The following is a 26,229-nucleotide window of genomic DNA, read 5'->3' as shown; positions in this document are numbered from 1 at the left end:
TGAAAGCTACAACTTTTCTTATGAAAGCTTTATCCTTGCCGGCAAGTGTTCACGAGCATCAACTTAAGGCTGGCATAACGAAATTGCCATTATTTACAGCAGCCAAATGTTCCACTTTCCCAGGAAAACGTTCACCCTGTTTCGCTGCGTCCTTCTTCAAACATCGTGCAGACGGCTCCTTCTCCACCCTCGAAGCGGGACCTAAAGAGCTTATATAGCGAAATACCGTCCCTCAGGATGGGCAAATACCATCGCTGTGACGCTTGCCTCCGGCTCCATCATAAAGCCGTCTGTCAGTTCCATCCCGATTTGGGAGGGCTGGATTAAGCTGAAGAGCTTCTCCTGGTCCTCCAAATTCGGACATGCCGGATATCCAAAGGAAACCCGTACTCCCTGATACTTTGCAGAAAAGCGCTCCTGCATCGTAAAGTCCGGCGAATCCGGGAAACCCCACTTGTCACGCATCATCTGATGAACACGCTCTGCAAATCCTTCCGCGAGCTCCAGCGCTGCTGCCTGAATGAGGTGGCTGTCCATATATTCACCGGCTTCTTTCGCTTCTTCTGCAAGGTTGCGTACGCCTTTACCTGCAGTCACAGCCAGAAACCCAACGTGGTCCATGACGCCGCTCTCTTTGCTTCTAAGGAAATCGGCGAGGCAGAGGTAGGGCGCTTTATCCTGACGCGGAAACGTGAACGTTTCCAGGACGCGCTTCGGATCTGCCGGATCATAAATGTACACGCTGTCTCCTTCGGACTGAGCCGGAAAGAACTGATACATGCCGTCTGCGCGCAGCTGTTTTTCAGCTGCAGCCTTTTGTAAAAAGCCGTCTACCCGCGCCTTCAGCTCTTCTGTCTTTTCATCTCCACGCTCCAGCTTCCGTTTCACGTTTCCTTGAAGACCAAGGTGGGAACCAAGCAGCGTCTGCATGTTCACATATGGATACAGATGCTTCAGGCTGTAGTCGCGCATAATATGCGGCTTATAGTCCTCGGGAATGAACAGAGGTGCTTGTCGATTAACGTCTGAAACAGGTTTTTCTGCAACAGCTGTCGCTGCCTGCTTCTTTTCCGCGTCAGCCGCCACTCGTTCTCGTGCCTGAGCCTGCTTTTCTTCTGTATGAGAACGAAGTGCTTCCCGCTCCTCCGGCTTCACGAGCTTGTTGGCAATATCGAGTCCGTTCATCGCATCTTTGGCATACAGTACCATGCCGTTATACTGCTGGGCAATTTTTGTATCTGTAAATCGTCTGGTGAGGGCGGCACCGCCGACAAGAATTGGCAGATCAATGCCATGCTCCCGAAGGTCATTCGCGGTGATCACCATCTGCTGTGTTGATTTTACGAGCAGCCCGGAAAGCCCAATAACATCCGGCTGTTCTTTTTCCACTGCCTGGATCAGCTCGTTCGGCGTTACCTTGATCCCAAGGTTGACGATGGAAAAACCGTTATTTTTCAAAATAATTTCCACGAGGTTTTTTCCGATATCATGCACATCGCCTTTAACGGTCGCAAGAATCACTTTTCCTTTCCCGCGATCGTCCTTCTTTTCCTCCATATGCGGCTCCAGGTGAGCAACGGCTGCTTTCATCGCTTCGGCACTTTGAAGCACCTCTGCTACGATCAGCTCGTTGTCGTTAAACAGCTTTCCTACTTTATCCATGCCCGTCATGAGCGGACCGTTGATGATGCTGAGCGGCTCGTCATACTCTTCCAGCGCCATGTCCAGATCCGCATAAAGCCCTTCTTTCGTACCTTCTACGATGTAGTTGGCGAGACGTTCATCGAGCGTCATCGTTTCGGCAGCCTGCTCCGCCTTCGGCTTCTTTTTCCGGTAAAACGCAGTAAAGGTGGCCAGTGTCTCATCGTTTGTGTCAAACAGCAGCTCGTCAGCGAGCCGCTTTTCTTCATCTGAAACAGAACCATACCGCTCGAGTTTTTCTGTATTCACGATCGCATAATCAAGTCCAGCCCGTGTGCAGTGGTACGTAAAGGCTGCGTTCAGCACCTCGCGCCCAAGGGGCGGCAGACCGAAGGAAACGTTGCTGACTCCAAGGATGGTCAGACAGTCCGGCAGCTCCTCCTTAATCATCCGAATCCCCTGCACGGTTGCTTCTGCAGAACCAATATACTGCTCGTCTCCGGTGCCGACCGGAAAAACGAGCGGATCAAAGATGATGTCTTCTGCAGGAATTCCGTATTTTTTTGTCAGCAGGTCATGGGATCGCTTCGCGATATCGAGCTTCCGCTGTGCGGTTACGCCCATGCCCTCCTCATCGATTGTCCCGACGACGACAGCAGCTCCGAATCGCCGTATGAGAGGTGCCACCGCTTCAAAGCGTTCTTCTCCGTCCTCCAGGTTAATGGAGTTAATAATCGCTTTTCCCTGCGAGTACGTGAGCGCCTTTTCGATGACGTGTTCATCGGTCGAATCAATCATAAGAGGCACTTTAACCTTATTGATCACCTGGCTGAGGAAATGCTCCATATCCTCCATTTCGTCGCGATCCGGATCGGCCAGGCAGACGTCCACTACGTGGGCTCCCTTTTTCACTTGCGCCCTTGCGATCTCAGACGCCTCTTCAAACTTTTCTTCTGCAATCAGGCGCTTAAATTTTTTGGACCCGATAACGTTTGTCCGTTCGCCGACCAGCAGCGGGCGCATGGATTCGTCGTAGACGAGCGGTTCAATGCCGGAAACGACATGGCCGTGCCGTTCTGGAAGCGCACGAGGCTTGTACGCTTTCAGTGTTTCATCCATGACGCGAATGTGCTCCGGCGTCGTTCCGCAGCATCCACCGACGACATTCAGCCACCCTTTCTCTGCGAACCCGGCTAATTTCTTAGCCAGCATGTCAGGGGATTCGTGATAATGCCCTTCTTCATCCGGCAGCCCTGCGTTTGGATAACAATGAACGAAGGTCGTGGACAAATCAGACAGCGAGCGCAGATGATCCTGCATGAATTCCGGTCCGGTCGCACAGTTCAGTCCGACGACGGTCGGATTCATATGCTCCAGCGAAATGTAAAATGCTTCGATGCTCTGCCCTGCAAGCGTCGTGCCCATCGGTTCGATCGTACCGGATACGATGAGCGGCCATGTACGCCCATATTCCTGCTGCACCCGTTCAATCGCCACATAGGCTGCCTTGACGTTCCGCATGTCCTGGCTTGTTTCAAGCAGCAAAAGATCAGAACCGCCGTCCACAAGTCCGCGCACCTGCTCTTCATAAGTCTCAGCAAGCTCCTCGAACGTCGTTCCTCCGGTAACGGACAGCGATTTTGTTGTCGGTCCCATTGCACCAGCTACAAAACGAGGCTTCTCCGGCGTAGAGAAGGCCTCTGCCTCCTGCTTCGCAAGCTTGGCTGCTGCGACGTTCAGTTCATAGGCTTTATGCTGCAAATCATAATCAGCCAGTACGATAGAGGTGGCCCCGAACGTATTGGTTTCGATAATATCCGAACCCGCCTCCAGGTAAGCTCGGTAAATCCGGCGAATGACATCCGGGGAAACTTCGTTTAAATATTCATTGCAGCCCTCATACTCCTCCCCGCCAAAATCATCGGCGTGAAGGTCTGCTTCCTGAAGCATCGTTCCCATCGCTCCATCTAAAAGCAAAATTCGTTCGCGCAGCTGCTGTTCAAATGCTGTCGTCATGCTTGTCATCCTCTCCCTGCTGCCCGTCCGCTGATGACGGCTGTTTTCTCCTGCTCCCGAATGTACGCCGTCAGTGTTTCTGTGATGGAATAACGCAGAAACGGCGTAATCAGATACACGGTTCGGAAATGCTTCAGCGCGGTATCGATCAGCTCTTTTGCCATTTGAATCCCTTCCCGCTCTCCTGCTTCTCTGTCTCCGTCGGTCTGCTTCATCCGCTCGCGCACATCGTCTGTGAGCGTGATACCCGGCACCTCATGATGCAGAAACTCAGCGTTTCGGCTGCTGACGAGCGGCATAATTCCAATATACACGGGCACCTCAAGATCCTTTACGGCTTCTGCTGCTGCTTCGATTCGTTCTTTGCTGTACACCGGCTGACTCATAAAGAAATCAGCTCCGGCTTCCTTCTTCTTCGCCAGACGCTGTACTTCCCGATCAAGTCGTCTTGCATTAGCATTGAATGCAGCTCCTACAGTGAAGTCGGTTTTCGCCCCAAGGTCCTTTCCGGAGAAGGACGTGCCTTCGTTCAACTGTTTAATCAAACGGATTAAGTCCATAGAGGACATATCATATACAGACGTAGCCCCTGGAAAATCGCCGACCTTTGCCGGGTCGCCTGTAATCGCAAGAATATCCCGTATGCCGAGCTCATGCATCCCAAGCAGATGGGATTGCAAGCCGATGATATTGCGGTCCCGGCAGGCGATGTGCAGAAGCGGCCGAGAGCCCTCTGCTTTAATACGAGCACCGAGCGCAAGATTATCAATCCGCGACGACGCTAGTGAATTATCCGCTAACGTGACCGCATCGACTCCAGCTCCCGTCAGCTTGCGCGCTCCTTCCATAAATGCCGGAACACCAGAAAGCGCCTTTGGCGGATCCAGCTCGACAATGACGGACGTTTGTCCGCTCGGCTCTGTCAGCTTTGTAATTCGTTCCCCTTCCAATTCTGGAGCGGCAGCTGCCCGCCTTCTGCTCGGCTCTGTTTTCGTGACCGGCTGCAATTCGTGCTCTGTCACTGCTTTTCGGATTTCTCGAATGTGTTCAGGTGTCGTTCCACAGCAGCCTCCGATCAAGACTGCTCCTTCCGCTGCCAGAGAGGTCGTCATGTCGCCGAAATACGACGGATTGGATTGATAGGAAAAACGCCCGTCGCGGACGTTTGGCAGACTTGCATTCGGATAAACGCTCAATACCGCCCTGCTTAAGGTAGCTGTCTCCTCCAGCGACTGCAGCATATGATAAGGTCCCATGCGACAGTTGATTCCACAGACGTCAGCGCCAAGTTCTTCGAGCTCTTCAAGTGCCTGCTGCAGGGGCATTCCTGTGTGCAGCACGCCGATATCACCGAGTGTGGCTTGAGCAATGACCGGCCGTGTGGTCTTTGCCCGGACATATGTTAGAATCTGCTTCAGCTCCTCAAAATCATAAAAGGTTTCTAACAAAAAACCGTCCACATCCGTATCAAGCAGGACATCCGCCTGCTCCCGCAGGACGGATAACCGTTCGTCCAGCGGTGTTTTTTCCTGATGCATCGTCGCAACACCGCCAATTGTTGCGACTGTATAGGCACGACCCGCCGCAGCTTTCCTTGCGATAGTGACAGCAGCCCGGTTCAGCTCCTCCACACAGTCGGAAAGCTGATAGCGTGCCAGCTTGGAGGCATTCGCCGCGTAGGTATTTGTTTGAATCAGATCTGCTCCAGCTTCGATGTAAAGCCAGTGAATTTCTTCAATCTGATCCGGATCGGATACGTTCAGCTCTTCAAAGCAGCCCTGAATTCCTTTCTGGTAGAGCAGGGTCCCCATGGCCCCGTCACCGATGACGAGGCTTGTACTCAGTTTTTCCTTCAGGGTCATACCTGCTCCTCCTTTCTGGCAGCAGCAAATGCGTTGGCGAAATCCTGCTTCAGATCCTCTGTCTTTTCCAGTCCGACGGACAGACGGAGCAAGCCATCCGTGATGCCCCGCGCATGCCGTTCTTCGTCCGACATCGCGGCGTGGGACATCGTTCGCGGGTAGGAAAGAATCGATTCCACCGCACCAAGGCTGACTGCAAACACCGGAATTTCCACGTGCTCCACGAAACGGCGGACGGCCTCTTTATCTTTCAGGCGGAAAGATAAAACAGCACCGGCTCCTTCTGACTGTTCTTTGTTCACTGCATAGCCAGGGTGCGTTTCGAGCCCGGGATAGTACACGTGCTCTACTTCGGGCTGCTCTAAAAACCAGGCTGCCAGTTCATGCGCCGACTGTTCCGACACACTCATTCTTGCATGCAGTGTTTTCAGCCCCCGCATGACAAGCCAGCAGTCCTGAGGACCTAAAATCGCACCGAAGCTGTTCTGCAGAAACTGCAGCTCTGCTGCCAAATCGGCATCTTTTACGACAGCGAGTCCGGCAACGACGTCACTGTGCCCGCCTATAAATTTAGTTGCACTGTGCAGTACAACATCGACTCCAAGATCAAGCGGACGCTGCAGAACCGGCGTCATAAATGTATTATCAAGCGCCGTCAAAATGCCGTTGTCTGTTGCAAATTCAGCGATTTCACGAATCGGCGTAATATTCATCGTCGGATTTGACGGTGTTTCCATAAAAATCATTTTTGTATTTGGCTTAACCGCTGCTTTAACTGCTTCAGGATCAGTCATATCGACAAATGTATGCTCTATTCCCTGCCGATGAAGCACCTTCGTGGTCAAACGGAAGGTGCCGCCGTACACGTCATCTGTAATGACCAGATGGTCACCAGTGGAAAGAAGCATAAATGTGGTCGAAATAGCCGCCATTCCGGAAGCAAAGGCGAATCCATGAGTGCCGTTCTCAAGCCCGGCAATCGTCTCTTCAAGAGCCTGACGCGTCGGATTGCCGGATCGTGCATAATCATAGTCACCAAATTGTTCAATATCAGGCTGGTGAAACGTGGAAGCGTGTTGTACTGGCACACTTACTGCACCAGTAACCGGATCGGTTTTATGAGGCGAATGCAAAAGTGATGTTTGTTTAGAATAGTGGGTCATGGTTTATATCTTCCTTTCCAGCGCTGCTTGTTGAAATGCCGCTTTTAAATCGTTTGTCAGGTCTGAAGCTGATTCGATGCCTACCGAAAATCGGAGCAACCTGTTACAGACACCAAGCTTCATACGCACTTCTTCCGGAACATCTGCATGAGTCTGCGTAGCCGGATACGTCATAAGGCTCTCAACTCCGCCGAGGCTCTCGGCGAATGAGATAACCGACAAGTTTTGCAGGATCGGATTGACCATCGCTTCATCCTCCACCCGGAAGGATAGCATCCCGCCCCTTCCTGGATAAATAACGTCTGTGACGAGGTCTTCCTTCTCCAGGAAGTCAGCGATAATCCGTGCGTTTTCGGTATGCTTATCCATCCGGAGCTGCAACGTTTTCATCCCGCGGATCACGAGCCACGAATCCAACGGAGAAAGTACAGCTCCGATGCTGTTATGATAATAGAACAACTCCTCTCCAACTTTTTCATCTGCTGCGACAATTAACCCGGCAATGACATCGTTGTGTCCGGATAAATACTTGGAGGCACTGTGAATAACGATGTCAGCCCCTTCATCTATAGGCCGCTGAATCACCGGCGTATAAAACGTATTGTCCACGATCAGAAGCAGACCGTGCCGCTTCGCAAGCGCTGCGTAGACAGCCAGATCGGCTTCCTGCATGAGCGGATTCGTTGGTGTTTCGATAAACAGCGCTTTCGTGCGCTCGTTGATTTTAGCCTCAAAGGAATCCGGCTGGTCAGGCTCTGCATAATGAAACGTGATACCCCATCTCGTCCAGCCGTTCTCAAAGAGACGGTACGTTCCGCCGTACAGATCGCTTGTCGCAATAATTTCATCACCCTGTTCGAATAAGGACAGGACTACTTGTACCGCGGCCATCCCCGATGCACAGGCCAGTCCTCTCACGCCACCTTCCAGCTCAGCAATGGACTGCTCCAGCACCGCGCGAGTCGGATTTCCTGTTCGTGAATAATCGAAGCCGGTGGACTGGCCGATTCCTTCATGCCGGTAGGCAGTGGAAAAATAAACGGGAGCATTAACGGCTCCAGTTGTCTGATCGCTGCGGTTCCCTGCTTGTACAAGCTTTGTTTCCAGTGAGTACTTCCGGTCTGTCATGGCTGCGCTCTTCCCTTCTCTGGTTATAGACTGACGAGTCTGGTAACGAGTCTGTAAATATAAAAAACTTCTTTACCGGCTGCGATAAAGAAGAAAGTGTCGTGATTTTTCTTCTTATCTTACAGTCCCAGTTTCGGAAACTGCAGGATTTAGCACCTTGCCAAAGGCTGGTTGCTGAGATATCAACGGGCCGGTCCCTCCATCTCTCTTGATAAGAAAGTTCGTCAGAATATTTAGTTTAACGTGATAATTCCTCATTCTAAGGGAAAATCGCAGCGATTGCAATGCTTAGTCTGCTGGAAGCGCTGTCTTTTACGTCAATGAATGATGACGACTAAATTTTTCGCGTCTAACTCACTTTGTACATTTTAGAGAAACGAATGTGCTCAGGCACGTCCTTGCTGCACTGCAACGATATTCATCCTTCTTTACGAGTTGTCATGATGCTAACACGTTCAGCTGTATATCCTATTTTACTAATTTCACGCCCTTGGTTGATTGAAGGAACCAAGCTGCATGAACTTCCCAGCTTTTTCGCAGGCCTGAAGAAAAAGAGAGCGTGACGAGTCGATCCTTCCGGACGGAAGTGCCGCAGGCGTACTTTCTTTATTCCGATATCAGTCATTTATAGAGTCTTTTCAATAAAGCAACGGTTCTCCTTAAAGAAATAATCTCTGTGTGACTGTTACTTATATGGAAGATAAAAACTTTTTTAAATGACACGTATTCCAAATAGTCACGATCGTCACAGCTTCTTTCGTGACATTGTTAGCAACATAAAAAAGTTTTCAGATTATTGGTTTACCTTTTGTACAAACGGGATATATAGTCTATACGTTGGTTGAACAATCTCTTTACATACATTGTATAGAAGTTATTCAACCAATACAAAAATGATCAAGGAGATGATGAGGTTGAGAAAGTTGAAGTGGCTTATGATTGTTTTCGTTGCTATGCTTATGTTTGGAAGCGCAGCAGCTCCTGTATTTGCGGACAGTCACGGGGATGACGGCGACAACGCGATGGTGAGGGTATTCCATGCTTCTCCTGATGCTCCGGAAGTAGACGTGTATGTGAACGGTGATGCAGCAGTTGAAGGAGCAGCATTCCAGGATATCACTGACTACCTTGAACTTCCTGCAGGCGATCACGACGTAGCGATTTTCCCAGCCGGTGAAGGCGGCGAAGGTGATCCTGTCATTGAAGAGACACTCACAGTCGAAGGCGGCATGTACTACACAGTAGCTGCTGTCGACACGCTTGAAAACCTCCGTCTTGAAGCTTTTGCTGACGATAACACGGTAACAGAAGGTATGACGAAAATACGTGTCGGCCACCTGTCTCCAGGTGCACCAGCTGTTGACGTCGGGCTTGTCGGTGGAGATTCCCTTTTCGAAGGTGCTGAATTCTTCGCAGTAACGGACTACCTCGAGCTTGACCCAGACACGTATGATCTGGAAATCCGTGCAGCTGGTACGGAAGATGCTGTTCTGGACCTTTCCGGTACAACGCTTGAAGCAGATATGGTGTACTCTGCATACGCAGTAGGCGCAGATGCTGATGAGCTGGATGTTGTTCTCGTCGCTGACGAAGCACACGCTGCTCCATCTGATATGCCGCAAACTGGTATGGGCGGAGCTTCCCAGTCTTCCAGCCTGATGCCGATTGCATTGACAATTGCAGCAGGGGCTCTCGCTGCAGCAGTATTCTTCCGCAGACGTTTTGCTCCACAAGCGTAACCTTTACTGGGTAAGTCTTCTTGTCTTCCTCGGAGCCTGTTCCGGTTCCGGGGAGGACAATTTCTCTTCTCCGGAAACTTCGTTGTCCCCTGAGAGCCCAATGGAGCCGGCTGTATCAGAAGAGGTTGAGGCTGAACCCGGTGACGCGGATGCCGAGTATGCGCCAGATTCAGAAACTGCATCAAGCAGCGAGTCGAACGAGCCTGAGGAACATGCAGTTTCCGAAGAAGAGAACGATCCCGAAGAAAATCAAGCTGAAGAAACAGTTGAAGACGTTCAGGAGGCAGAGCCGATTCAACCTGTTCTTGGTGGAACTTCTTCCGGAATGGAACCGGTTCGCATTGAAATTCCCGCAATCGATGTAGATGCGGTCGTGGACGGGTATGGATTGAACGAAGAGGGTCAAATGGCTGTTCCGGATGAGGGTGAAACAGTTGCCTGGTTTAACAGAGGTGCCAAACCAGGAGCGCAAGGTAATTCGGTTCTGGCAGGCCATGTTGATGACTATGAAGGTCCGGCCGTATTTTATGACCTGAAAGAGTTAGAGCCAGGTGACAGCATTCATTTGTATGACGAAGACGGTGAACAGATGACCTTTATTGTACAGTCAATGGAGAGTTATCCGTATGACGATGCACCAGTTGACCAGGTTTTTGGCGGCACGGCGTCGCGCAATTTAAACTTAATTACGTGCACCGGAGAATTTGACCGCAATGTTGGCACCCACCGTGAACGACTTGTCGTGTATACAGAGCTTGAGCAATAAATATTTTCTGCCGTTCGTATCGACGAACGGCAGAACGCCTTCTTATCCCAAGTTTCAGCTCACAGGCATTCTGATTTTACGCCTGTGACTGCAGAATAAAGCGAGCCGATGATGATCGGCTCGCTTTTCAGAGTGTTGATAACATCATTTTAGGTGAATCACGTTGCATCTGCCTGTATCTGCGGACACTCGCTTTCCAGAGGGAACGGGCTCGGCTTTCCCTTCTTCCCTTCGCCGGATCTTCGCCTCGTTCTGATCCGAGCTCCTTCGATGCCGGCAGCTGCAGTGCGTTTCACGTGCCTGGTTCGGACTGCACGATCGGCTTCCATACAGGATAGAACCTTCCCGATGAGACGTTTCGATGTTGAACAGGGGTGTCCGTACTTCCTACAATTCCGTATAAAAGGTAAAAAAGCAGTCGCGTTTACCTGTCGTGACATTATTCTCCACGAATCAGAGCCATTTTCCCGGTGTGTCCGGCGGAGGCGCAACAAGCAGTCTGAAGATTTCGTACCGTTCAGATCTGTGAACGGCATCCACGCACGAGTGGAGCCGGACTGGCTTTTGAAGGCTTCTTGTGAGAAGCCTGAGTCCGAGTGAAGCCGCGCCATCCTCCCGTGCCTTTCTTCCCTTCATAACAGGGATCAAACAGCTGAAGGCCAGCCCGCGGCGGGCTAAGTAAGCAGAGGGGAAATACAATCAAGCGAATAAACATGTAAGTGGAAAGACTTTTTCGTTGATGTTAACTGCTCGACGCCTTAAAGAATTGACGAGGCGCGGGAAGTGCACGTCGCCGGGAAGGCACTGGCCCTACTCTGTTTTCTTCGTTTTATTCCGATTCGTTTCTTTTTCGATCCGGCCGCCAGCGGCTTAAAATAAGCAGAGCTAGGACGGCACCCGCTGCACTGCTTACAAAGAATGCTGGTACAAAAGCAAAGATAGCTGCTGAATCTCCTAAAAAGAAAATGACGATTGGTACAGCCAACAGCGCTCCGACAATGGATGTTCCGATTACTTCTCCAGCAGCTGCCGCCCACGTTTTACGTGACCATCGGTATGCCAATCCTGCCAGCAGCGCTCCTGCCATCCCTCCGGGAAAGGCCAGAATCGTTCCCAGTCCGAGCAGGTTTCGAAGCAGCCCGATTAAAAATGCAATCAGCACCGCAGGCCCGGGCCCTAATAGGACGGCAGCAATGATGTTTACCGCGTGCTGGACAGGATACGCTCGGGCAACACCAGCTGGAAACCAGATAAATGCTGCACCGACAATTCCAATAGCTGTAAGCATTGCTGTTAAGGTGATCAGTCTTGTATTTTGCATGAAGTTCCCCCTCCCCTCCAAAAGTATAGCAGGTATCCTTTTTCGGCAAACGTATTTAGCATCTTTTCTTCCCGCAGACAGCAAAGAGTGCTGCCCCTGTAGTAGAGACAGCACCTGAGTGGTCGATGCTTTCCGTTTCTTTATTTATTAAGCGATAAACCGCTCGCATACGTCAGCACATTTTTTACACATGTCTGCGCAGTGCTGGCAGTGATCGTGATCATGCTGGCCGCATTCATCAGCACAAGCCTTGCAAACGACCACACATGTTTTTAAATATTCATCAAGAAACGGAGAATCTCTGGAAACAGCCTGTTCGGTAAAGGAGCAGACATCCGCACATTCACGGTCGATTCGGATGCACGCTTCCATCATCTTAACGTCGTCTTCCTTTAAGCATTCATCAAAACATCTGTTGCAGGCTTCCATACAGTCATGCAATGCTTTCATCAGTTCATCTTTTTGAATCTCATTCATGAAGCATTCCTCCTCTTAATGGTTTCATTACTGCTTCTATTTCCTTTCCCTTCTTTTTCCTAAACACGATTATTTTAAAAGGGATCTGGGAAAAGAGCTGTACACTACATTCTGAAGGAGTGACCTCCATGCCATGGAATATGCAGGATTACCCAAGCTCTCTGAAAAATTTAGATACTGCCGTGCGCAAAAAAGCAATTGATATCGCGAATACGATGCTCGAAGAAGGCTATAAGGAAGGGGAAGCAATCCCGATTGCGACCGAACAAGCTAAGGAATGGCAGAAAAATGCATCTGACAAGGAAATCGAGCAGCTTAAGCAAGCATCCCAAAAGGAAATCGAGTCCGCAGACGGTGATGATTCCGCGCGCCCTGAGTTAACGGATAAGGATGTTTACGTAAAACCCCACGAAAATGGCTGGGCGGTTCAATCAAAAAGTGCGAAACAGCCTTCAGACACCTTTTCGGAAAAACAGGAGGCCGTCTCCCGGGCCGAGGAGATTGCTCGGAATAAAGAAACGTCGGTTATCGTCCAGAAACAGGACGGCTCTACCCAAAAAACCTACAAGCCTTCTTGATAATACCTGCATTTCATAACAAAAAGCCTGCTGTGCACCTTCACAGCAGGCTTTTTTTGAATTACGTTGATTACATACAGACAAAGGGATCGCCTCTGCCTAGCTCTGTTTATTCCAGAGATCGTCCCAATTCATTTCTGGTACGAGACCTTCGTCAGCTGCACGGGTAAGCAGCTGTTCGACTGCTTCCCGGCCGGTACTGCCAAGCGCGAATGAAAATTCGTTCACGTAGAGATCAATGTGCGATTTTGCGACTTCCTCGGACATTTCCTGCGCGTGCTCCATCACGTAAGGCATAACCTTCTCCGGATTCTCCCACGCTGCGGTGAGTGACGTTCGAATCCCGGCTGCCAACATGTCTGTGTCCGTTCCCTTTTTGGCAATAATCGCCCCGAGCGGAATAGGTGTGCCGGTATCCTGTTCCCACCAGTCTCCAAGATCCACCAGCTTTTTCAGGCCGAAGTTCTGATACGTAAATCGCGCTTCATGGATGACAAGACCTGCATCTACATCACCGCGCTCCACTGCCGGCATGATGTCTTCAAACGGCATCACCGTTACTGCTGCCTTAACACCTGAGAATTGCTGCTTCTGCCAGAGGCGGAAGAGCAGATAGGCAGTGGACTTGTCACTCGGCACGGCAATCGTTTTTTCGTGCCAGTCAGATGTATCTTCCTGCTTCATCAGCAAAAGCGGCCCGCAGCCTCGGCCGAGCGCGCCGCCGCATTGCAGCAGGTCATAGTCCGACGCCGCGTACGGGAGTGCGGCAAATGATATCTTCATGACAGATGGACCTTCTCCTTCAGCAGCCCATCCATTCGTTTGATCGATATCAGCGTATGTGACTTTAACATCATCGAACCCCGGTACAGATCCATTGACCAGGCTGTGAAAAATAAATGTGTCGTTAGGGCATGGTGAAAATGCAATTTTCATTCTACTCTCTCCTTCCATTGCTGCAGAACGAGCGAGAGCTGTTTAAGCGCTTGCTCGATATCCCATTTTTGTAAGCTTCTCGGCCCAGTTATATTTGAAACCGCACGAATTTCAACAAATGGAATCCCACAGATTAACGCGGCATGAGCAGCTCCTGCACCTTCCATCGCTTCTCCTCCGGCTTCAGGATACCTCACCATAAGTTCTGAGACTCGGGACTCTGTTCCAGCAGCAGTAGAAACTGTTAAGATAGGGAGATAGTGTGCTTGAAGCTCCGCAAATTGAGAGGCAGCCTCTGAAGAAAAAGCAGACGTTCCAAATCCTAATTCATCCGTACTTAAAAATCCAGCTTCTGATTCCGCTCCTAAATCCGCAAAAATACTGTGTGTGCCAACGATGACGTCACCGATTACGGCTCTTCCGGGAAATGCTCCGGCTATACCGGCATTGATGATCACGTCTGGTTTATGTGTCAGTGCAGCCTTCATGGTTCTCGCTGCTGATTCTGCCGGTCCAAAGCCGCACAGTTCCACTGCAGCTTCTGATTCCGCAAACACTCGTCTTACTGCTTCACGCTCTTTTTCAACCGCTGTCACAATTAAAATCGACTTCATGAATATTAAGCTCCTTTTACAGTTCGACGAAATAATAGATTTTTCATTAGGATTCCTGTATAAGTGTATCAGGTACAGCGTATAATAGAAATGCTTGAAGCTTACTCCCGCCTGCCTCATGGTAAATATTTCATGTAAATTCAGCGGTTAGGGGCATGCTTTCAAGGGAATAGTTCTAAGGATAGTGTCTTTTCCGTTCTATTTTCCAGTCTGACACAGCTGACGTCCTTACTATAAGAAACTTTCTCTGTTGAGTGAAACATAACAGGATGGTTGACGTTCTTATAATTGGAGAACGTCCGCTTACTGGACAGAACAGAAGGTGCAAGTTATTTCAGGAGGTAGCAGGAATGGCCGAATTAATGTATCTCGGAGTCATTGCAGCAGTCATTTTTTATATTGGCATCAAGGAACGCCGAAAAATGGATCGGCAGCTGCAAAAGATTCCGACACGAATTCTTGTAAATGGAATTCGAGGAAAATCAACCGTCACCCGACTCTTAATGGGAATCGCGAAAGAAGATGGACAGCGAACTGCTGGTAAAACAACCGGCACCTCTCCCCGTTTGTTTTATTGGGATTCTGAAGAGGAAGAACCGATTATGCGAAGCCTGCAGGGTGCTAACATTTCTGAGCAGAAAATCATCAATGATCAAGTAGCTGACCGCAACGTTTCCACGTTTGTTGCAGAGTGTATGGCAGTAAACCCGGAGTATCAGAAGGTATTCGAAGACCGATTTGTTCGTCCGCACATTACGGTTATCACGAATATTGTGGAAGATCATCTTGATGTCATGGGTCCTACCCTCGATCAGATTGCTGAAGCCTTTTCCCGTACGATTCCGAAAAACGGATATGTCGTCATGCCGGAAACAGACTATAATGATTTTTTTGAGGATATCGCAGAAAACCGCGGCTCTGAAGTGGTCTACTATTCTACGAAGGGCATTGATGAGTCGTACTTGAAGAAATTCCCTTACATGATGTTTGCGGAAAATGCGGCGATTGGTTTAGCCGTTGCCGGCATTCTTGGAATAGACCGTGACACAGCGATGCGGGGGATGCTGAATGCACCGGTAGATCCGGGTGCGATGAAAATTCATTCCTTCGGTACAGCATCTGAACCGAGCTATTTCTTTAATGGTTTCGCTGCAAATGATGCTACTTCCACGCGGAATATCTGGAATAAAATTCTTGCCTCTGGCTACCGTCACAGGCACAAGGCAGTTATCATGAATTGCCGGGATGACCGTGTTGACAGAACGATTCAGTTTGCTGAAGAAGTGCTTCCCGAGCTGAAAATGGACACATTGATCGTAGCTGGTAAAGCCGTCCAGCCCATTGTCCGCGCTTATGAGGAAGGCAGCATCCAGGTGAATAAGCTGATTAACCTGGAAAAAGCAGACACAGAGGAAGTTATTGATGAACTGAAAAAGCTCCCGGATGAGACGCTGCTCTATGGGATTGGAAATATTCACGGCGGCGGTCAGGAAATTGCTGACGCCATGGAAGAACTCGGTGCCGAACGGAAAGATCCTGGCAAGCAGTCAGGTGCAGCTTACTTTCCGAAACGACGGGACCGCGTATTGGCCGAGCAGCATTAATCGGCAAGTCGTGGAAGGCTGTTCTTTTACGGGGCAGCCTTCTCGGCATGCATATTTCACTTATTTTAAAGGAGTTGGCTGAGCTTGTTTGGTACGGATTTATACATTGCGATTGTTGTCGGGGTTTTGCTATCCCTTCTTTATGCAGAGAAAACAGGAATTGTTCCTGCAGGACTTGTTGTACCGGGCTATCTGGCCCTCGTATTTGATCAGATTATGTACTTAGTGATTGTTGCCGCAATCAGTCTGCTTACATATTTAATCGTCACGCAGGTGATCGGACGCATGACAGTTTTATACGGCAGACGAAAGTTTGGTGCGATGCTGACGGTAGGGATTTTATTAAAAATGGCCGTTGACTTTTCTTATCCGCTTGTCGGGTTCGAGATATTTGAGCTCCGGGGCATAGGTGTTATCGTGCCGGGGCTGATAGCAAATTCGATTCAAAAGCAGGGCGTTCTGCCCACCTTCTCGTCCACCTTTGTCATAGCCTTTGCTACCTTTGTTATTATCACAGTGTTTCATTTATTTTAAAGCAGGTGAGAATAGTTTATGGAAAGAAAGTTTACCTTTCAGGAGCGCATGAAGCTGCTCCAAATCAAACATAAAAAAACGGCCCTGCGTGATTCCCTCATTGCCATGGCTGTCATCTCTGTCCCCCTATTTGGGTACAGCTGGTTCATTCCTGCTGAGGAAGCAGAGGATACGAGACCGGATAACGTTGATTACCGCATATCCATGGTCGGAGACATGATGATGGGCCGGCACGTGCTGGAGGCCGCAAACCAGGCAAATGAACCAATTGACCGCGTATTTGACTACGTGACACCGTTCTTTCACGAATCTGACTACACAACGGGAAATTTTGAGAATCCGGTGATGGACCCCGATGATCCGGAAATTGCCCCGCAAATAGAAGACGCCGAGCTTCACAATAAGGATATTCATTTCTTTGCGGAGCCGGACTCCGTTGATGCCTTGATCGATGCCGGCTTTGATTCTGTGAACTTGGCGAACAACCATATGCTCGACTACGGTGACTTATCATTAAATCAAACGCTTGACCACATGCGCGATGCAGATATTGAGTTGGTTGGCATTGGGGATGCTTTGAACATTGATGAAGAGGATACAGGGGATCTCGATGCTTCACGCATTGAAACATTTGAAAATGAAGACGGCGTCCGCTTTGGCATTATCGGTTTCACCGACGTTTTCGTACAAGGCTTCAGCGCCTCTGATTACGTCGGCGGGGTCTTTACATCCGAATATGTCGGACTGACCATCCTGCGGGAACAGCTGCAGGAGGCAAAACTTCCTGAAGAAGACGGCGGTCTTGGCATTGATGTGATGATGGTGCACGTGCACTGGGGCGATGAGTATCAGGTAGGCTACAACGAGACCCAGGAAGCGCTGGCCCAGTTTATGAACAACTACGGCGCCGATATTATCATCGGTCACCACAGCCACGTGCTGGAGCCGTTAACAGTTGTTGAAAATAACGATGGCCACCGCACGTTTGTCATGAACAGCCTAGGAAATTTCGTATTTGACCAGGGCTGGTCCCGTACGAAGGAATCGGTCATTGCCCAGCTCGACTTTCTGGATGACGGCTCAACGGAAATGTCCTTTGTGCCGATCCGGATTGGAGATACAAAACCGTATGAAACGGCCGGACCGTTAAAAAGCTATCACGATTTCCGCATTTTCCGTACGCTGCGTAAAGAACTTGATTCCGACTTGTGGACAGTCGAGGATGGCCGCCTCAAGGTGGATCTGGACGCTGCTGGAGTGCTTGAAGGAGTTGGACCATCATGAATTACAAACCATATCTCCGCTGGACCTATGCAGCAGCATCCGTCATTTTTGTAGGACTCGTCGCATGGAACCTTTATTTTGCGGACGAATTCGATCCGTTCCGCGAACCATACTCCGGTGCCTTTCAGGATCGGCAGACAGACTCTGTTGAGGTATCCGGAAGCAATGAGACTGAAGAGCCGAACAATGAACAGAACACTTCGAATACAAATCATTCAGAAGAAACGCAGCCGTCAATCGGCGTGTACGGCGTCAGCTCCGTACATCCTCTCGCTGCAGATGTTGGTATGGAAGTTATGGAAAACGGCGGGAATGCAGTTGATGCCGCCGTTGCGATCTCCTTCATGCTGAACGTCGTCGAGCCATACGGCTCCGGGATTGGCGGAGGCGGGCTTATGCTCGTCCACGATCCCGAAGAAGGCATTTTGAGCTACGATTACCGGGAGGCTGCCGCTGAAAGTATTGACGTGGACATGGTAGAGAACAGCGAAGGTACGCCGCGAGGCATCGCTGTGCCAGGCCTCGTAAAAGGGATGGAAATGATCCATGAGAACCATTCTGAGCTATCGTGGGAGGAACTGCTTGATCCCGCGATCGAAACAGCCCGTGAAGGCTTTGACGTTGGAAACGTGCTCAATCAAACGACTGGTAACGCGGCTCGCCGCCTGAATACGCTCACGCCTGATGAACGGGAAATCTTTTTCCCGGGCGGTCAGCCGTTCGAAGTAAACTCCACGCTCGTTCAGGATGAACTTGCAAATACCCTGGAAACGATTCAGGCAGAAGGAGCGGACGGGTTCTATACCGGCGAGATTGCGGAAGCAATCGTCGCAGAAATGGAACGCGTTATCGATAACCCGGATTTTGGAGCCAACAATAGTTCTCCCTTTGAGCTGAGCGATTTAGCAAATTATGAAGCACAGGAAAACGATCCGGTTTCAGCTGAGGTTGGCGAACAGGTCGTTCACGGCGGTGCATCCCCATCTTCCGGTGCTGTAGTTGTACAGGCGCTTCAGATGGCTGAGCGCATTGCAGAAGAAAGTGACGTGACACTTGAGGAGTTGGCCAGCGAACCCGAGCATGCAGCTGCCTACACGCACATGATTAATGAAATCACGCGTATCACGTATGCAAGCAGACTTGATACGCTTGGTGATCCGGCCTATACAAATGTCGACAACGATCAGCTGACAGCTGACAGCTACATCGATACGCTCGTCGACAATTTCTCTGCAGAAGAGATCGGCGAAACTGATACAGACTTGTTTGACACTCCTTCTGAGACAGCGGATGCCCGGCATACGACTCATTTTGTCATTGTAGACTCCGATGGTCGGATGGTATCTGCAACGCACTCTCTTGGGGAGTTTTACGGATCTGGTATATACACGAACGGCTTTTTCTTAAACAACCAGGTAGATAACTTCAGCTTCGATGAGGAATCTCCTAACTATTATGAGGCAGGTAAACGTCCGCGTACGTTTGTTGCACCGATGATCTTTGAAGAGCAGGGACGTCCTGTTCTCGGAATGGGCTCACCTGGCGGACGTCGTATTCCCGCTATGGTGCTGCAGACGATTATGCGCTACCAGCACGGAGTAAATGACGACGGTGAATCGATGTCTCTGCAGGAAGCGATTGAACATCCTCGCTTCTATAATGAAGATAACGTCATTTATGTAGAGGATACCGATTTTGATCCGGAAGCGGTTCAGGAGCTGCAGGCAATGAACTACTCTGTTGTTGAGCACACCTCCCCACTTTTCTACGGCGGCATTCAAGGCCTCGGCCTGACGCTTGATGAAGATGGAAATGTGTCCGGCATGTACGGCGGTGGTGACCCGCGCCGTAACGGTTCATGGCAGATCGAATCAGCTGAATAACTTGTTAAAAGAAGCACAGTCCGCAACGACGGACTGTGCTTTTAATTTATGCTTATGCGCGTGATTCTTCTGTTTTTCTCGGTTTAAGAAGAATGACGCCCACGGCAGCTGCAACAAGCCCCAGCAATCCATACAGCGGCATATTAGTCGCTGTAGCTGGCAGCTCATCTCCGTGTTCTTCCACGTCTACTGGTTCAACGCCTGCTTCCATTTCTGCTTCTGTCGCCGGTTCATCGCTCATCATTGCCCAGTAGGCAGGCTTCACGTTTTTGTCGACATCAAATACAAATGGAGCGTCTTTTCCGATGCCGTCATTAAACTCCTCCGCACGATCATCAAGCCACGTATGGTCATCTGCAATGCCCCAGAACGTCACGTTCGTGATCATCTCATCCAGCGACTCGTAAAGCGTGAAGAGCTGATGATACCGCTCCGCCTGAACCTCAAACGCCTCATCCGGAATATCAGCGTACGTATCAAACGCCGGGGTCGGCGGATAGCCGTAAAGACTGACATCTAATTCCGTGATATGCGTTTCAAGCCCAAGGCCATCGAACAAGCGGATCGACTCTTCAATTTCTTCAAGCGTCGGCCAGTCAAGCTGAATATGAGACTGATGGCCGATGCCGTCAATTGGTACTCCCTCATCGAGAAGTTCCTCCACGAGGGCATATAAATCGTCGCGCTTCGGATTGATTTCTGTATTGTAATCATTGATAAACAGCTTCGCATCTTCCCCGCCGTATTCACGAGCGGTATGGAATGCACGCTTAATGTATTCGTCTCCGGTGATTTGATACCACTCTGATTCGCGTAATCCGCCTTCATCATCAATGACTTCATTCACCACGTCCCAAGCATCTATGTCATCTTTGTATCGCTCAACTACTGTGCTAACATGCGTTTCCAGCCTCTCCAGCAACAGTTCTTTATTTGCTTCCTGCTGATCCGGATCTTCTTCGTCTACCATTTCATTGCCTTCTTCATCGATAAAAAACCACTCTGGAACCTGACTGTGCCAGATGAGCGTATGATACCTGAGATCCAGATCATGCTCATTAGCAAATGATACCAGCTGGTCTGCTTCATCCCAGTAGAACTCCCCTTCTTCAGGCTGTATATAAAGCGGCTTCATCACATTTTCTGCGACTACACTTCCATAATGGTGCTTCAATATATCTCCATGCTCACCTTCCAGCTGATAAAGCTCTACGGCTGCACCAATATCAAAAGAGTCTGCAAACCGTTCCTGCATGGAGTCTGCATCGAGCGCATGAGGACTGTGGCTGTCGGCAAAAGCTGTTGCTCCAAATGGTGCCGTAAGCGATAAAGCGGCTACAGCTGCGATCGTTCGTTTTACCTGTCTCAAAAAACCCTCTCCTTTTATGAGATGCTGAGTTTGTTATTCATGTGCTGTTTGTTGATCACACCTTCTGCTTTTCACCAGCCTTCCCGGATCATGACAGCGCTATCATTTCTCTTTCAGCATACGCACGAAAGTTAGTAAGTTCAATGAATTAACTAAAATTTCAGAAATAGTGTAAGTATCTCCTATTTTTTTGCTGTCCAATCGACCTATTATTGATATAAATTGGAATCGACCCGCTGTGTCTTCCGGTACTTCTTTTTCGACACGCTGCATTATACAGATGTGCACGTTCAGATTGGGGCCAATCAACGTCCCGCATGAAAGAAAATCGCTTTACAAAAAAGCCTGTCAGTTGTCTGACAGGCCGAAGATGCTGCTCGGTTCGTGAATACAGTTGCTATAGTTAACCATGCTGTTTGATGAGTGCCTCGGCAGCTGCAATGCCGGAAAGCACGGCGCTTTCAACACGGGTTCTTCCACTTGCATCATCTCTGTGTAAAAAGGCGTCTCCCGCAAAGTACAGCGGCAGTGACTCTGCCTGCAGCCATGCACCTGCGTGTGTCTGTTCTGCTTCTGAATAGCGCCAGCGTTTAACCTGCAAGTCCTTTACTTCAAGCTGTTTCCATTCAGCGAGTGAGTTATTGAGCGCTTCGGCTGCCTTCTCATCCGGTTCATCCAGGTAGCGCCTGCTCCAGTCTGCTGTCATGTAAACAGATAAAATCGGTTCAGACGTCAGTCCTTTTTGATCGGCGGCAATGATTTTCTCAATCCCTTCAGGTAAATCCCGGTCCAACATTCCATGTGAACCGGCTTCTGCCGGCTGCTTTAGCGTCACCAGTCCAACAATGGCAGGGCGGAAGGTTAACATTTCCAACGTTTTCACCGTTTCTTTGGTGCCCGGAATAGCAGAACGGTGCATGAGCTCTGCGGTCTGCGGAGGGGGGAACGTGACGATTCCGGCATCTGCCGGGAAAATGCTGCCGGAATCTGCTGCGAGCAGAATACTGTCCGCCTCCGCTTCCATTCGGACAATCTTTTCTTCCAAGTGGAGGTCAAAAGCAGAAGCCATCTGCTTTACTAACGTATTCATTCCGTCAGGTGCCATGTATCGCGGATGGTCGTCACCAAACCACTTTTTAACCTGGCCTCGCTCAAGCCAGCGGTCCACTTCCTTCTGAAAGATTTCTGTCCGGACTGTAAAAAACTGAGCTCCATGATCGGCCCTGCCCTGCCCAATTCGTCTCGTTGCCATCCGGCCGCCGGCACTTCTGCCTTTATCGATTAAAAACGGTTCGTGACCAGCAGCGGCAAGTGTCTGTGCTGCGAACACGCCTGCCAGTCCTGCTCCAGCTATTGCAATTTGCATTCGACTATCACCCTTTGCTAAACGACTTAATCTTATCGACAGCCTTATTGTAGCACGCCTACCGCCAAAACCCCCGTTGTTTGCTGTTCAAGCAGCATGACCATTTCGTCTGCTGAAAAAAACCAAAAAGTATGTTTTGCTTTTTCTCATAGCGGGTATTGTAAAGTAGCTCCACTTTATAAGAGACTCAGCCTCGTCATTCCGTGTGAATAGATCGTGTACGAATTTTGTTTGTACTGCGATAATGGATAAGGCGCTGAGTAATCTAACGTGATACCACGGAATAACACTCTGCGGATCCGTTCCAACGATGAGAATCGACGGAAAAGCCTATGTTGAGCCGGGAAGCAGGAAAGCAGAGACGGTTGGGTCCCTTATGAAGTGGAACAGAAGAAGGCTGGTTTTCCAGTCTTCTTCTTTTTGTCTTTTTAATCTCCTGGGGCGGCATCGGATCATCTGACGGCTGACTATCCACAAAAGAGCCCTTCCCTCAGGAAGAGCTCTTATCTTCTGCATTGTTTTTTCGCCTCGAAACGATTTGAACGATAAAGGCCGCAAATGCCAGGGCAATGGCCCCGTAGACAAATCCCTGAGAGCCGAACAGAACAGCTGGAACGATGCACATCAGCGCAAGCACTGCGAGTACCCCTTGTAAAGCTTGAAGCACCAGACTTCCCTCCCTGTCTTAAAGAATAATCATAAACAAAATAATATACGATGCTGTAATAGCAGCAACCCCGATGCCGATCAGCCTGCGTGTCCAGGCTTGTGACAAGGGCTCCCGGGCAGGAAGCTGCAGTTTTGAACGCGGGAGCAGTCTGTTTCGGTAATAAACGGTAATCAGAGCAAGTACGCCGCCTGTCTGCAGCAGGAAAAAGACGGTGAACAGCCCACTCGCTTCCAGCGCCTCCATACCTCCAGCTGCTTCAAGCAGCAGGGCATTAACCACGCTGTAGATGAGCAGTGCCACAAACATGACGCCCGCAAGCTTTGTCAGCTCCCATACCCAGATGCCAGCTTTTCTCATTTCGTTTTCCTCCTGTGAAGCTCATCGCGGAGTTCCTGCGTTTGCTTTTCGAGCTTTTGCAGCTTTTGCTTTTCCTTCAGCACCGCTGCTGTAAGCAGAATAAGGACGGCGACTACAGCTGTGATGCCGATCCATGTCCAGATCATCCTAACACCTCCGCCACACGTATTGTAGCATAGAATGCACAGCACGGGTCAGCAACCAGCTGATTCTGTATAATGAAAACAGAAGGAGGAATGATGATGAATTATTTTCAGGAATTTATCGACCGTCGCGAGACGTATTCCGTAAAGTGGGATAAAGTAAAGCAGCTTTATCATGCAGAAAATGAACTGCTGCCAATGTGGGTGGCTGACATGGATTTTCACCCTCCCGAATCTGTCAGGCAGGCCGTGAGCGAGCGTGCTGGCCACGGATTATTTGGGTATACATACATTGCCGACAGCGTAAAGCAGGCGATTGTGGACTGGATGCAGCGGCGCATGGATTGGACGATTCAACCGGAATGGATCCAGTTCAGTCACGGCGTCGTTCCATCGATCGGTAAGGCTGTACAGGCGCTAACAGAGCGTGGAGACGGTGTTCTCCTGCAGTCCCCGGTCTATCCGCCGTTCTTCTCTATGATAAAAGATAACGATAGAACCGTTATTGATTCTCCTCTCGTAGAATCCGGAGGAACGTATACGATTGATTTTGACGATTTTGAAGAAAAGCTGAAGCAGTCGCGCATGTTTTTAATGTGCTCGCCGCACAATCCTGTCGGCCGGGTCTGGTCGCACTATGAGCTGACCCGGATCGCAGAGTTATGCGAGAAGCATGATGTCATCATTGTCTCTGACGAAATACATGGTGATCTCGTTTTTGGTCCATATAAACAAATTCCGATCGCTTCGATCGCCGGAGCCTCTGCACGCACCATCACGCTCGCAGCGCCGAGTAAAACGTTTAATCTGGCGGGACTGCAGGCCTCCTTTATCGTGACGGAAAACGAATCGTTTCGAAAAAAAATGGAGCAGATCGATAAGAAAAATGGATTTTTCACGTTGAACACGTTCGGTATTCTTGCGATGGAAGCTGCCTATGAAAAGGGAGAACGGTGGCTGGAAGAGCTGCTTGATTATCTCCAGGACAATATGAAGCTCGTTGATTCCTATCTGCAGGCGGAGCTACCGGACTTAAGACTCGTTCCGGCTGAAGCAACCTATCTCATGTGGATTGACTGCCGCAAAACCGGTCTGTCCGATGCTGAAATAAACAAGGCGTTAAAGGAGAAGGGACGGCTTGCCCTGAATCCTGGTAAAAGCTTCGGGGAAGCCGGATCCGGCTTTGTCCGCATGAATATCGCCTGTCCGCGGGATACAGTCAAGGAAGGCTTAAAGCGTCTGAAAAAGGCGTTTGCTTAGAAAGGAGCGGTTCACATGAAGGAATTCTGGCGCAGATTTCAAGATCATCAGCTGATAAATCTCGGTGCGCAGTGCGCCTATTTCCTGCTCCTGTCGCTGTTTCCCTTCCTGCTTGTTGTGATCGCTTTTTTATCCTACCTGCCGTTTCGGCCCTCTGACGTGTTTTTGCTGCTTCAGAATGCTTATGTCCCTCCAGGAGCGCTTGAGGTCGTAGAGAGCCAGTGGAATGTGCTGACAGCAGATACGCAGCCTGCCCTTTTATCAGTTGGGGCGCTCTTGACGCTATGGACAGCTTCTCTTGCTCTGAACTCCATTATCAGCTCCTTAAATCTGGCTTACAACACGACAGAAACCCGCCCCTTTTTGAAGGAAAGAGGGATTGCCCTGCTCCTCACGATTGCTATGTTTTTTGTTATTATTGCAGCACTTGTTCTCCAAGTGGTCGGGGTGCATATACGGGACTGGCTGCAGCTTGAACTGATGCTGTTTAACATGGATCTCGTCCGCTGGAGTCTGACGTCCCTTATGCTCTTTGCTGTATTTATGCTGCTGTATTGGACTGGTCCAAGCCGAATGCTGCGGTTTCGGGATGTGTATATCGGTGCACTCACTGCAACTGTCGGATGGCAGGTAGCCTCGTACTTTTTTTCTGCGTTTGTATCGCGTTTTGCCGACTTCTCTGCTACTTACGGGACGATTGGAGCCGTCATTGCCCTGATGGTCTGGTTTCATCTCATTTCCCTTATCCTGCTTATCGGCGGAGAAATCAATGCCATGCGCAAGGAAAAAAACCTCGAAAAAGAAGCGGGATAAAGCAAGCCTTTCACAAAAGAACCCCTTTCCGGATAAGCGATTCGGAAAGGGGTTCTACTCGTTTTAAATCATGAGCAGATGTGCGACGGCAGCGATATGGGAAATCGTTCCGGCAAGCACAAACAGATGCCAGACGGCGTGATGGTATTTGAAGCCGCGCCACATATAAAAGACCGCGCCTCCGGTATACAATATTCCTCCAAGCACAAGCAGCTGCAGTCCGGCCGCCGGAAGCACAGCTGATATGCTGCTCCAGGCGAAAACAATCTGCCAGCCGAGAATAACATAGCCGAGCGTTGACAAAAACATGTATTTTTTAACAAAGAAGATTTTCAGCACCGTACCAAGCAGAGCAAAGCCCCAAACAATGCCGAAGAGCGCCCATCCGAGCCAGCCCTGTACGGCGATGAAGAGAAACGGTGTATAGGTGCCTGCTATAAAGAAATAAATGGAGGCATGGTCTGCGATTTCAAATATATCCTTCGCTCGCCCTTCCGGCAGAGCGTGCAGCAGCGTGGAAGATGTGTACAAAAGCAGCATAGACACGCCAAACAAGGCGAAGCTGACCACGTGTGTCGTCGTTCCATGCTCTACCGCGTAACCGGTGAGCAGAATTAAGGAAAGAAGGCTGATCACGATGCCGACCCCGTGTGTGGCGGCGTTAACCTTCTCCTCTTCTCTCGTAAATGTGAATGTACTCATTCG

At 49.8% G+C, this 26,229-nt stretch carries 23 protein-coding genes and 1 riboswitch; of the genes, 9 read left to right on the top strand and 14 right to left on the bottom strand.

The features are described from left to right. Positions 1 to 210: 210 nt before the first annotated feature. Genes metH through ACFO4L_RS05960 form a run of 4 tightly spaced genes read right to left on the bottom strand, consistent with a single transcriptional unit; the run spans position 211 to position 7,810 of the window. Complete coding sequence (gene metH / locus ACFO4L_RS05975; protein WP_377908785.1) at positions 211 to 3,657, bottom strand: methionine synthase; 3,447 nt, start codon at positions 3,655 to 3,657, stop codon at positions 211 to 213. Positions 3,658 to 3,662: 5 nt separating this feature from the next. Beyond that, on the bottom strand, positions 3,663 to 5,519 hold the full coding sequence (locus ACFO4L_RS05970; protein ID WP_377908784.1) for a bifunctional homocysteine S-methyltransferase/methylenetetrahydrofolate reductase: 1,857 nt from the start codon (positions 5,517 to 5,519) through the stop codon (positions 3,663 to 3,665). Next, the gene (gene metC / locus ACFO4L_RS05965; protein ID WP_377908783.1) at positions 5,516 to 6,682 is read right to left on the bottom strand and encodes a cystathionine beta-lyase; all 1,167 of its coding nucleotides are present in this window, start codon (positions 6,680 to 6,682) and stop codon (positions 5,516 to 5,518) included. Before metC ends, ACFO4L_RS05970 begins: the two co-directional genes overlap by 4 nt. Positions 6,683 to 6,685: 3 nt before the next feature. Continuing rightward, a complete protein-coding gene (locus ACFO4L_RS05960; protein ID WP_377908782.1) occupies positions 6,686 to 7,810 on the bottom strand; it encodes a methionine biosynthesis PLP-dependent protein in 1,125 nt (374 codons plus the stop codon). 111 nt (positions 7,811 to 7,921) lie between these two features. Next, a riboswitch (SAM riboswitch) is annotated at positions 7,922 to 8,028 on the bottom strand. A gap of 696 nt (positions 8,029 to 8,724) precedes the next feature. Here ACFO4L_RS05960 and ACFO4L_RS05955 point away from each other — a divergent pair. After that, positions 8,725 to 9,549, top strand: coding sequence for a DUF4397 domain-containing protein (locus ACFO4L_RS05955; protein WP_377908781.1), 825 nt, complete (start codon positions 8,725 to 8,727; stop codon positions 9,547 to 9,549). 100 nt (positions 9,550 to 9,649) lie between these two features. After that, on the top strand, positions 9,650 to 10,315 hold the full coding sequence (locus ACFO4L_RS05950) for a class F sortase (RefSeq protein WP_377908780.1): 666 nt from the start codon (positions 9,650 to 9,652) through the stop codon (positions 10,313 to 10,315). Between the two features lie 829 nt (positions 10,316 to 11,144). Here ACFO4L_RS05950 and thiW read toward each other — a convergent pair. Together thiW and ACFO4L_RS05940 are read right to left on the bottom strand one after the other, a co-directional pair. Further along, positions 11,145 to 11,636 carry an energy coupling factor transporter S component ThiW gene (gene thiW, locus ACFO4L_RS05945; protein WP_377908779.1) on the bottom strand — a complete coding sequence of 164 codons (492 nt, stop codon included), beginning with the start codon at positions 11,634 to 11,636 and terminating at the stop codon, positions 11,145 to 11,147. A 147-nt stretch (positions 11,637 to 11,783) separates the two neighbouring features. Continuing rightward, the gene (locus tag ACFO4L_RS05940) at positions 11,784 to 12,113 is read right to left on the bottom strand and encodes a four-helix bundle copper-binding protein (protein WP_168008019.1); all 330 of its coding nucleotides are present in this window, start codon (positions 12,111 to 12,113) and stop codon (positions 11,784 to 11,786) included. Between the two features lie 128 nt (positions 12,114 to 12,241). Here ACFO4L_RS05940 and ACFO4L_RS05935 point away from each other — a divergent pair, with 128 nt between their 5' ends. Then, positions 12,242 to 12,691 carry a DUF2188 domain-containing protein gene (locus ACFO4L_RS05935; protein ID WP_168008017.1) on the top strand — a complete coding sequence of 150 codons (450 nt, stop codon included), beginning with the start codon at positions 12,242 to 12,244 and terminating at the stop codon, positions 12,689 to 12,691. A 99-nt stretch (positions 12,692 to 12,790) separates the two neighbouring features. On the opposite strand, the gene ACFO4L_RS05930 is transcribed toward ACFO4L_RS05935, so the two are convergent. Beyond that, positions 12,791 to 13,627, bottom strand: coding sequence for a 1,4-dihydroxy-6-naphthoate synthase (locus ACFO4L_RS05930; RefSeq protein ID WP_168008015.1), 837 nt, complete (start codon positions 13,625 to 13,627; stop codon positions 12,791 to 12,793). Then, a complete protein-coding gene (gene mqnB / locus ACFO4L_RS05925) occupies positions 13,624 to 14,241 on the bottom strand; it encodes a futalosine hydrolase (protein WP_377908778.1) in 618 nt (205 codons plus the stop codon). The genes ACFO4L_RS05930 and mqnB overlap by 4 nt, the downstream gene beginning before the upstream one ends. A 350-nt stretch (positions 14,242 to 14,591) precedes the next feature. Here mqnB and pgsB point away from each other — a divergent pair, with 350 nt between their 5' ends. From pgsB to ACFO4L_RS05905, 4 genes are all read left to right on the top strand, one after another. Next, positions 14,592 to 15,845: a poly-gamma-glutamate synthase PgsB gene (gene pgsB / locus ACFO4L_RS05920; protein WP_246238235.1), complete on the top strand. Its 1,254-nt coding sequence runs from the start codon at positions 14,592 to 14,594 to the stop codon at positions 15,843 to 15,845. Between the two features lie 84 nt (positions 15,846 to 15,929). Then, the gene (pgsC, locus tag ACFO4L_RS05915) at positions 15,930 to 16,379 is read left to right on the top strand and encodes a poly-gamma-glutamate biosynthesis protein PgsC (protein ID WP_168008011.1); all 450 of its coding nucleotides are present in this window, start codon (positions 15,930 to 15,932) and stop codon (positions 16,377 to 16,379) included. An 18-nt stretch (positions 16,380 to 16,397) separates the two neighbouring features. Then, positions 16,398 to 17,663, top strand: a complete 1,266-nt coding sequence (locus ACFO4L_RS05910; RefSeq protein ID WP_377908777.1) for a CapA family protein — start codon at positions 16,398 to 16,400, stop codon at positions 17,661 to 17,663. Next, complete coding sequence (locus ACFO4L_RS05905; protein WP_377908776.1) at positions 17,660 to 19,546, top strand: gamma-glutamyltransferase family protein; 1,887 nt, start codon at positions 17,660 to 17,662, stop codon at positions 19,544 to 19,546. Before ACFO4L_RS05910 ends, ACFO4L_RS05905 begins: the two co-directional genes overlap by 4 nt. A gap of 52 nt (positions 19,547 to 19,598) precedes the next feature. On the opposite strand, the gene ACFO4L_RS05900 is transcribed toward ACFO4L_RS05905, so the two are convergent. The 5 genes from ACFO4L_RS05900 to ACFO4L_RS05880 form a co-directional block, all read right to left on the bottom strand. Beyond that, positions 19,599 to 20,915 carry an endo-1,4-beta-xylanase gene (locus tag ACFO4L_RS05900; RefSeq protein WP_377908775.1) on the bottom strand — a complete coding sequence of 439 codons (1,317 nt, stop codon included), beginning with the start codon at positions 20,913 to 20,915 and terminating at the stop codon, positions 19,599 to 19,601. Between the two features lie 403 nt (positions 20,916 to 21,318). Then, positions 21,319 to 22,281, bottom strand: a complete 963-nt coding sequence (locus ACFO4L_RS05895) for an NAD(P)/FAD-dependent oxidoreductase (RefSeq protein WP_377908774.1) — start codon at positions 22,279 to 22,281, stop codon at positions 21,319 to 21,321. Positions 22,282 to 22,771: 490 nt separating this feature from the next. Further along, on the bottom strand, positions 22,772 to 22,948 hold the full coding sequence (locus ACFO4L_RS05890; protein ID WP_377908773.1) for a hypothetical protein: 177 nt from the start codon (positions 22,946 to 22,948) through the stop codon (positions 22,772 to 22,774). A gap of 18 nt (positions 22,949 to 22,966) precedes the next feature. After that, the gene (locus ACFO4L_RS05885) at positions 22,967 to 23,308 is read right to left on the bottom strand and encodes a hypothetical protein (protein ID WP_377908772.1); all 342 of its coding nucleotides are present in this window, start codon (positions 23,306 to 23,308) and stop codon (positions 22,967 to 22,969) included. Beyond that, complete coding sequence (locus ACFO4L_RS05880) at positions 23,305 to 23,454, bottom strand: hypothetical protein (protein WP_377908771.1); 150 nt, start codon at positions 23,452 to 23,454, stop codon at positions 23,305 to 23,307. Before ACFO4L_RS05880 ends, ACFO4L_RS05885 begins: the two co-directional genes overlap by 4 nt. Before the next feature lie 96 nt (positions 23,455 to 23,550). Between ACFO4L_RS05880 and ACFO4L_RS05875 the strand changes: the two genes are divergently transcribed. Both ACFO4L_RS05875 and ACFO4L_RS05870 read left to right on the top strand, forming a co-directional pair. Continuing rightward, a complete protein-coding gene (locus tag ACFO4L_RS05875; protein ID WP_377908770.1) occupies positions 23,551 to 24,711 on the top strand; it encodes a MalY/PatB family protein in 1,161 nt (386 codons plus the stop codon). A gap of 15 nt (positions 24,712 to 24,726) precedes the next feature. Then, the gene (locus ACFO4L_RS05870) at positions 24,727 to 25,524 is read left to right on the top strand and encodes a YihY/virulence factor BrkB family protein (RefSeq protein ID WP_377908769.1); all 798 of its coding nucleotides are present in this window, start codon (positions 24,727 to 24,729) and stop codon (positions 25,522 to 25,524) included. Positions 25,525 to 25,587: 63 nt separating this feature from the next. Here the strand turns inward: ACFO4L_RS05870 and trhA are convergent, their stop codons facing one another. Next, positions 25,588 to 26,226: a PAQR family membrane homeostasis protein TrhA gene (gene trhA, locus ACFO4L_RS05865; protein WP_377908768.1), complete on the bottom strand. Its 639-nt coding sequence runs from the start codon at positions 26,224 to 26,226 to the stop codon at positions 25,588 to 25,590. Positions 26,227 to 26,229 lie beyond the last annotated feature (3 nt).

The sequence above is a fragment of the Bacillus daqingensis genome (assembly GCF_042654445.1).
In the GTDB taxonomy this organism is placed as follows: Bacteria; Bacillota; Bacilli; order Bacillales; family Salisediminibacteriaceae; genus Alkalicoccus; species Alkalicoccus luteus.
Note: the sequence above shows the minus strand (reverse complement) of the source record. Positions and strands in the feature narration are given on the sequence as shown.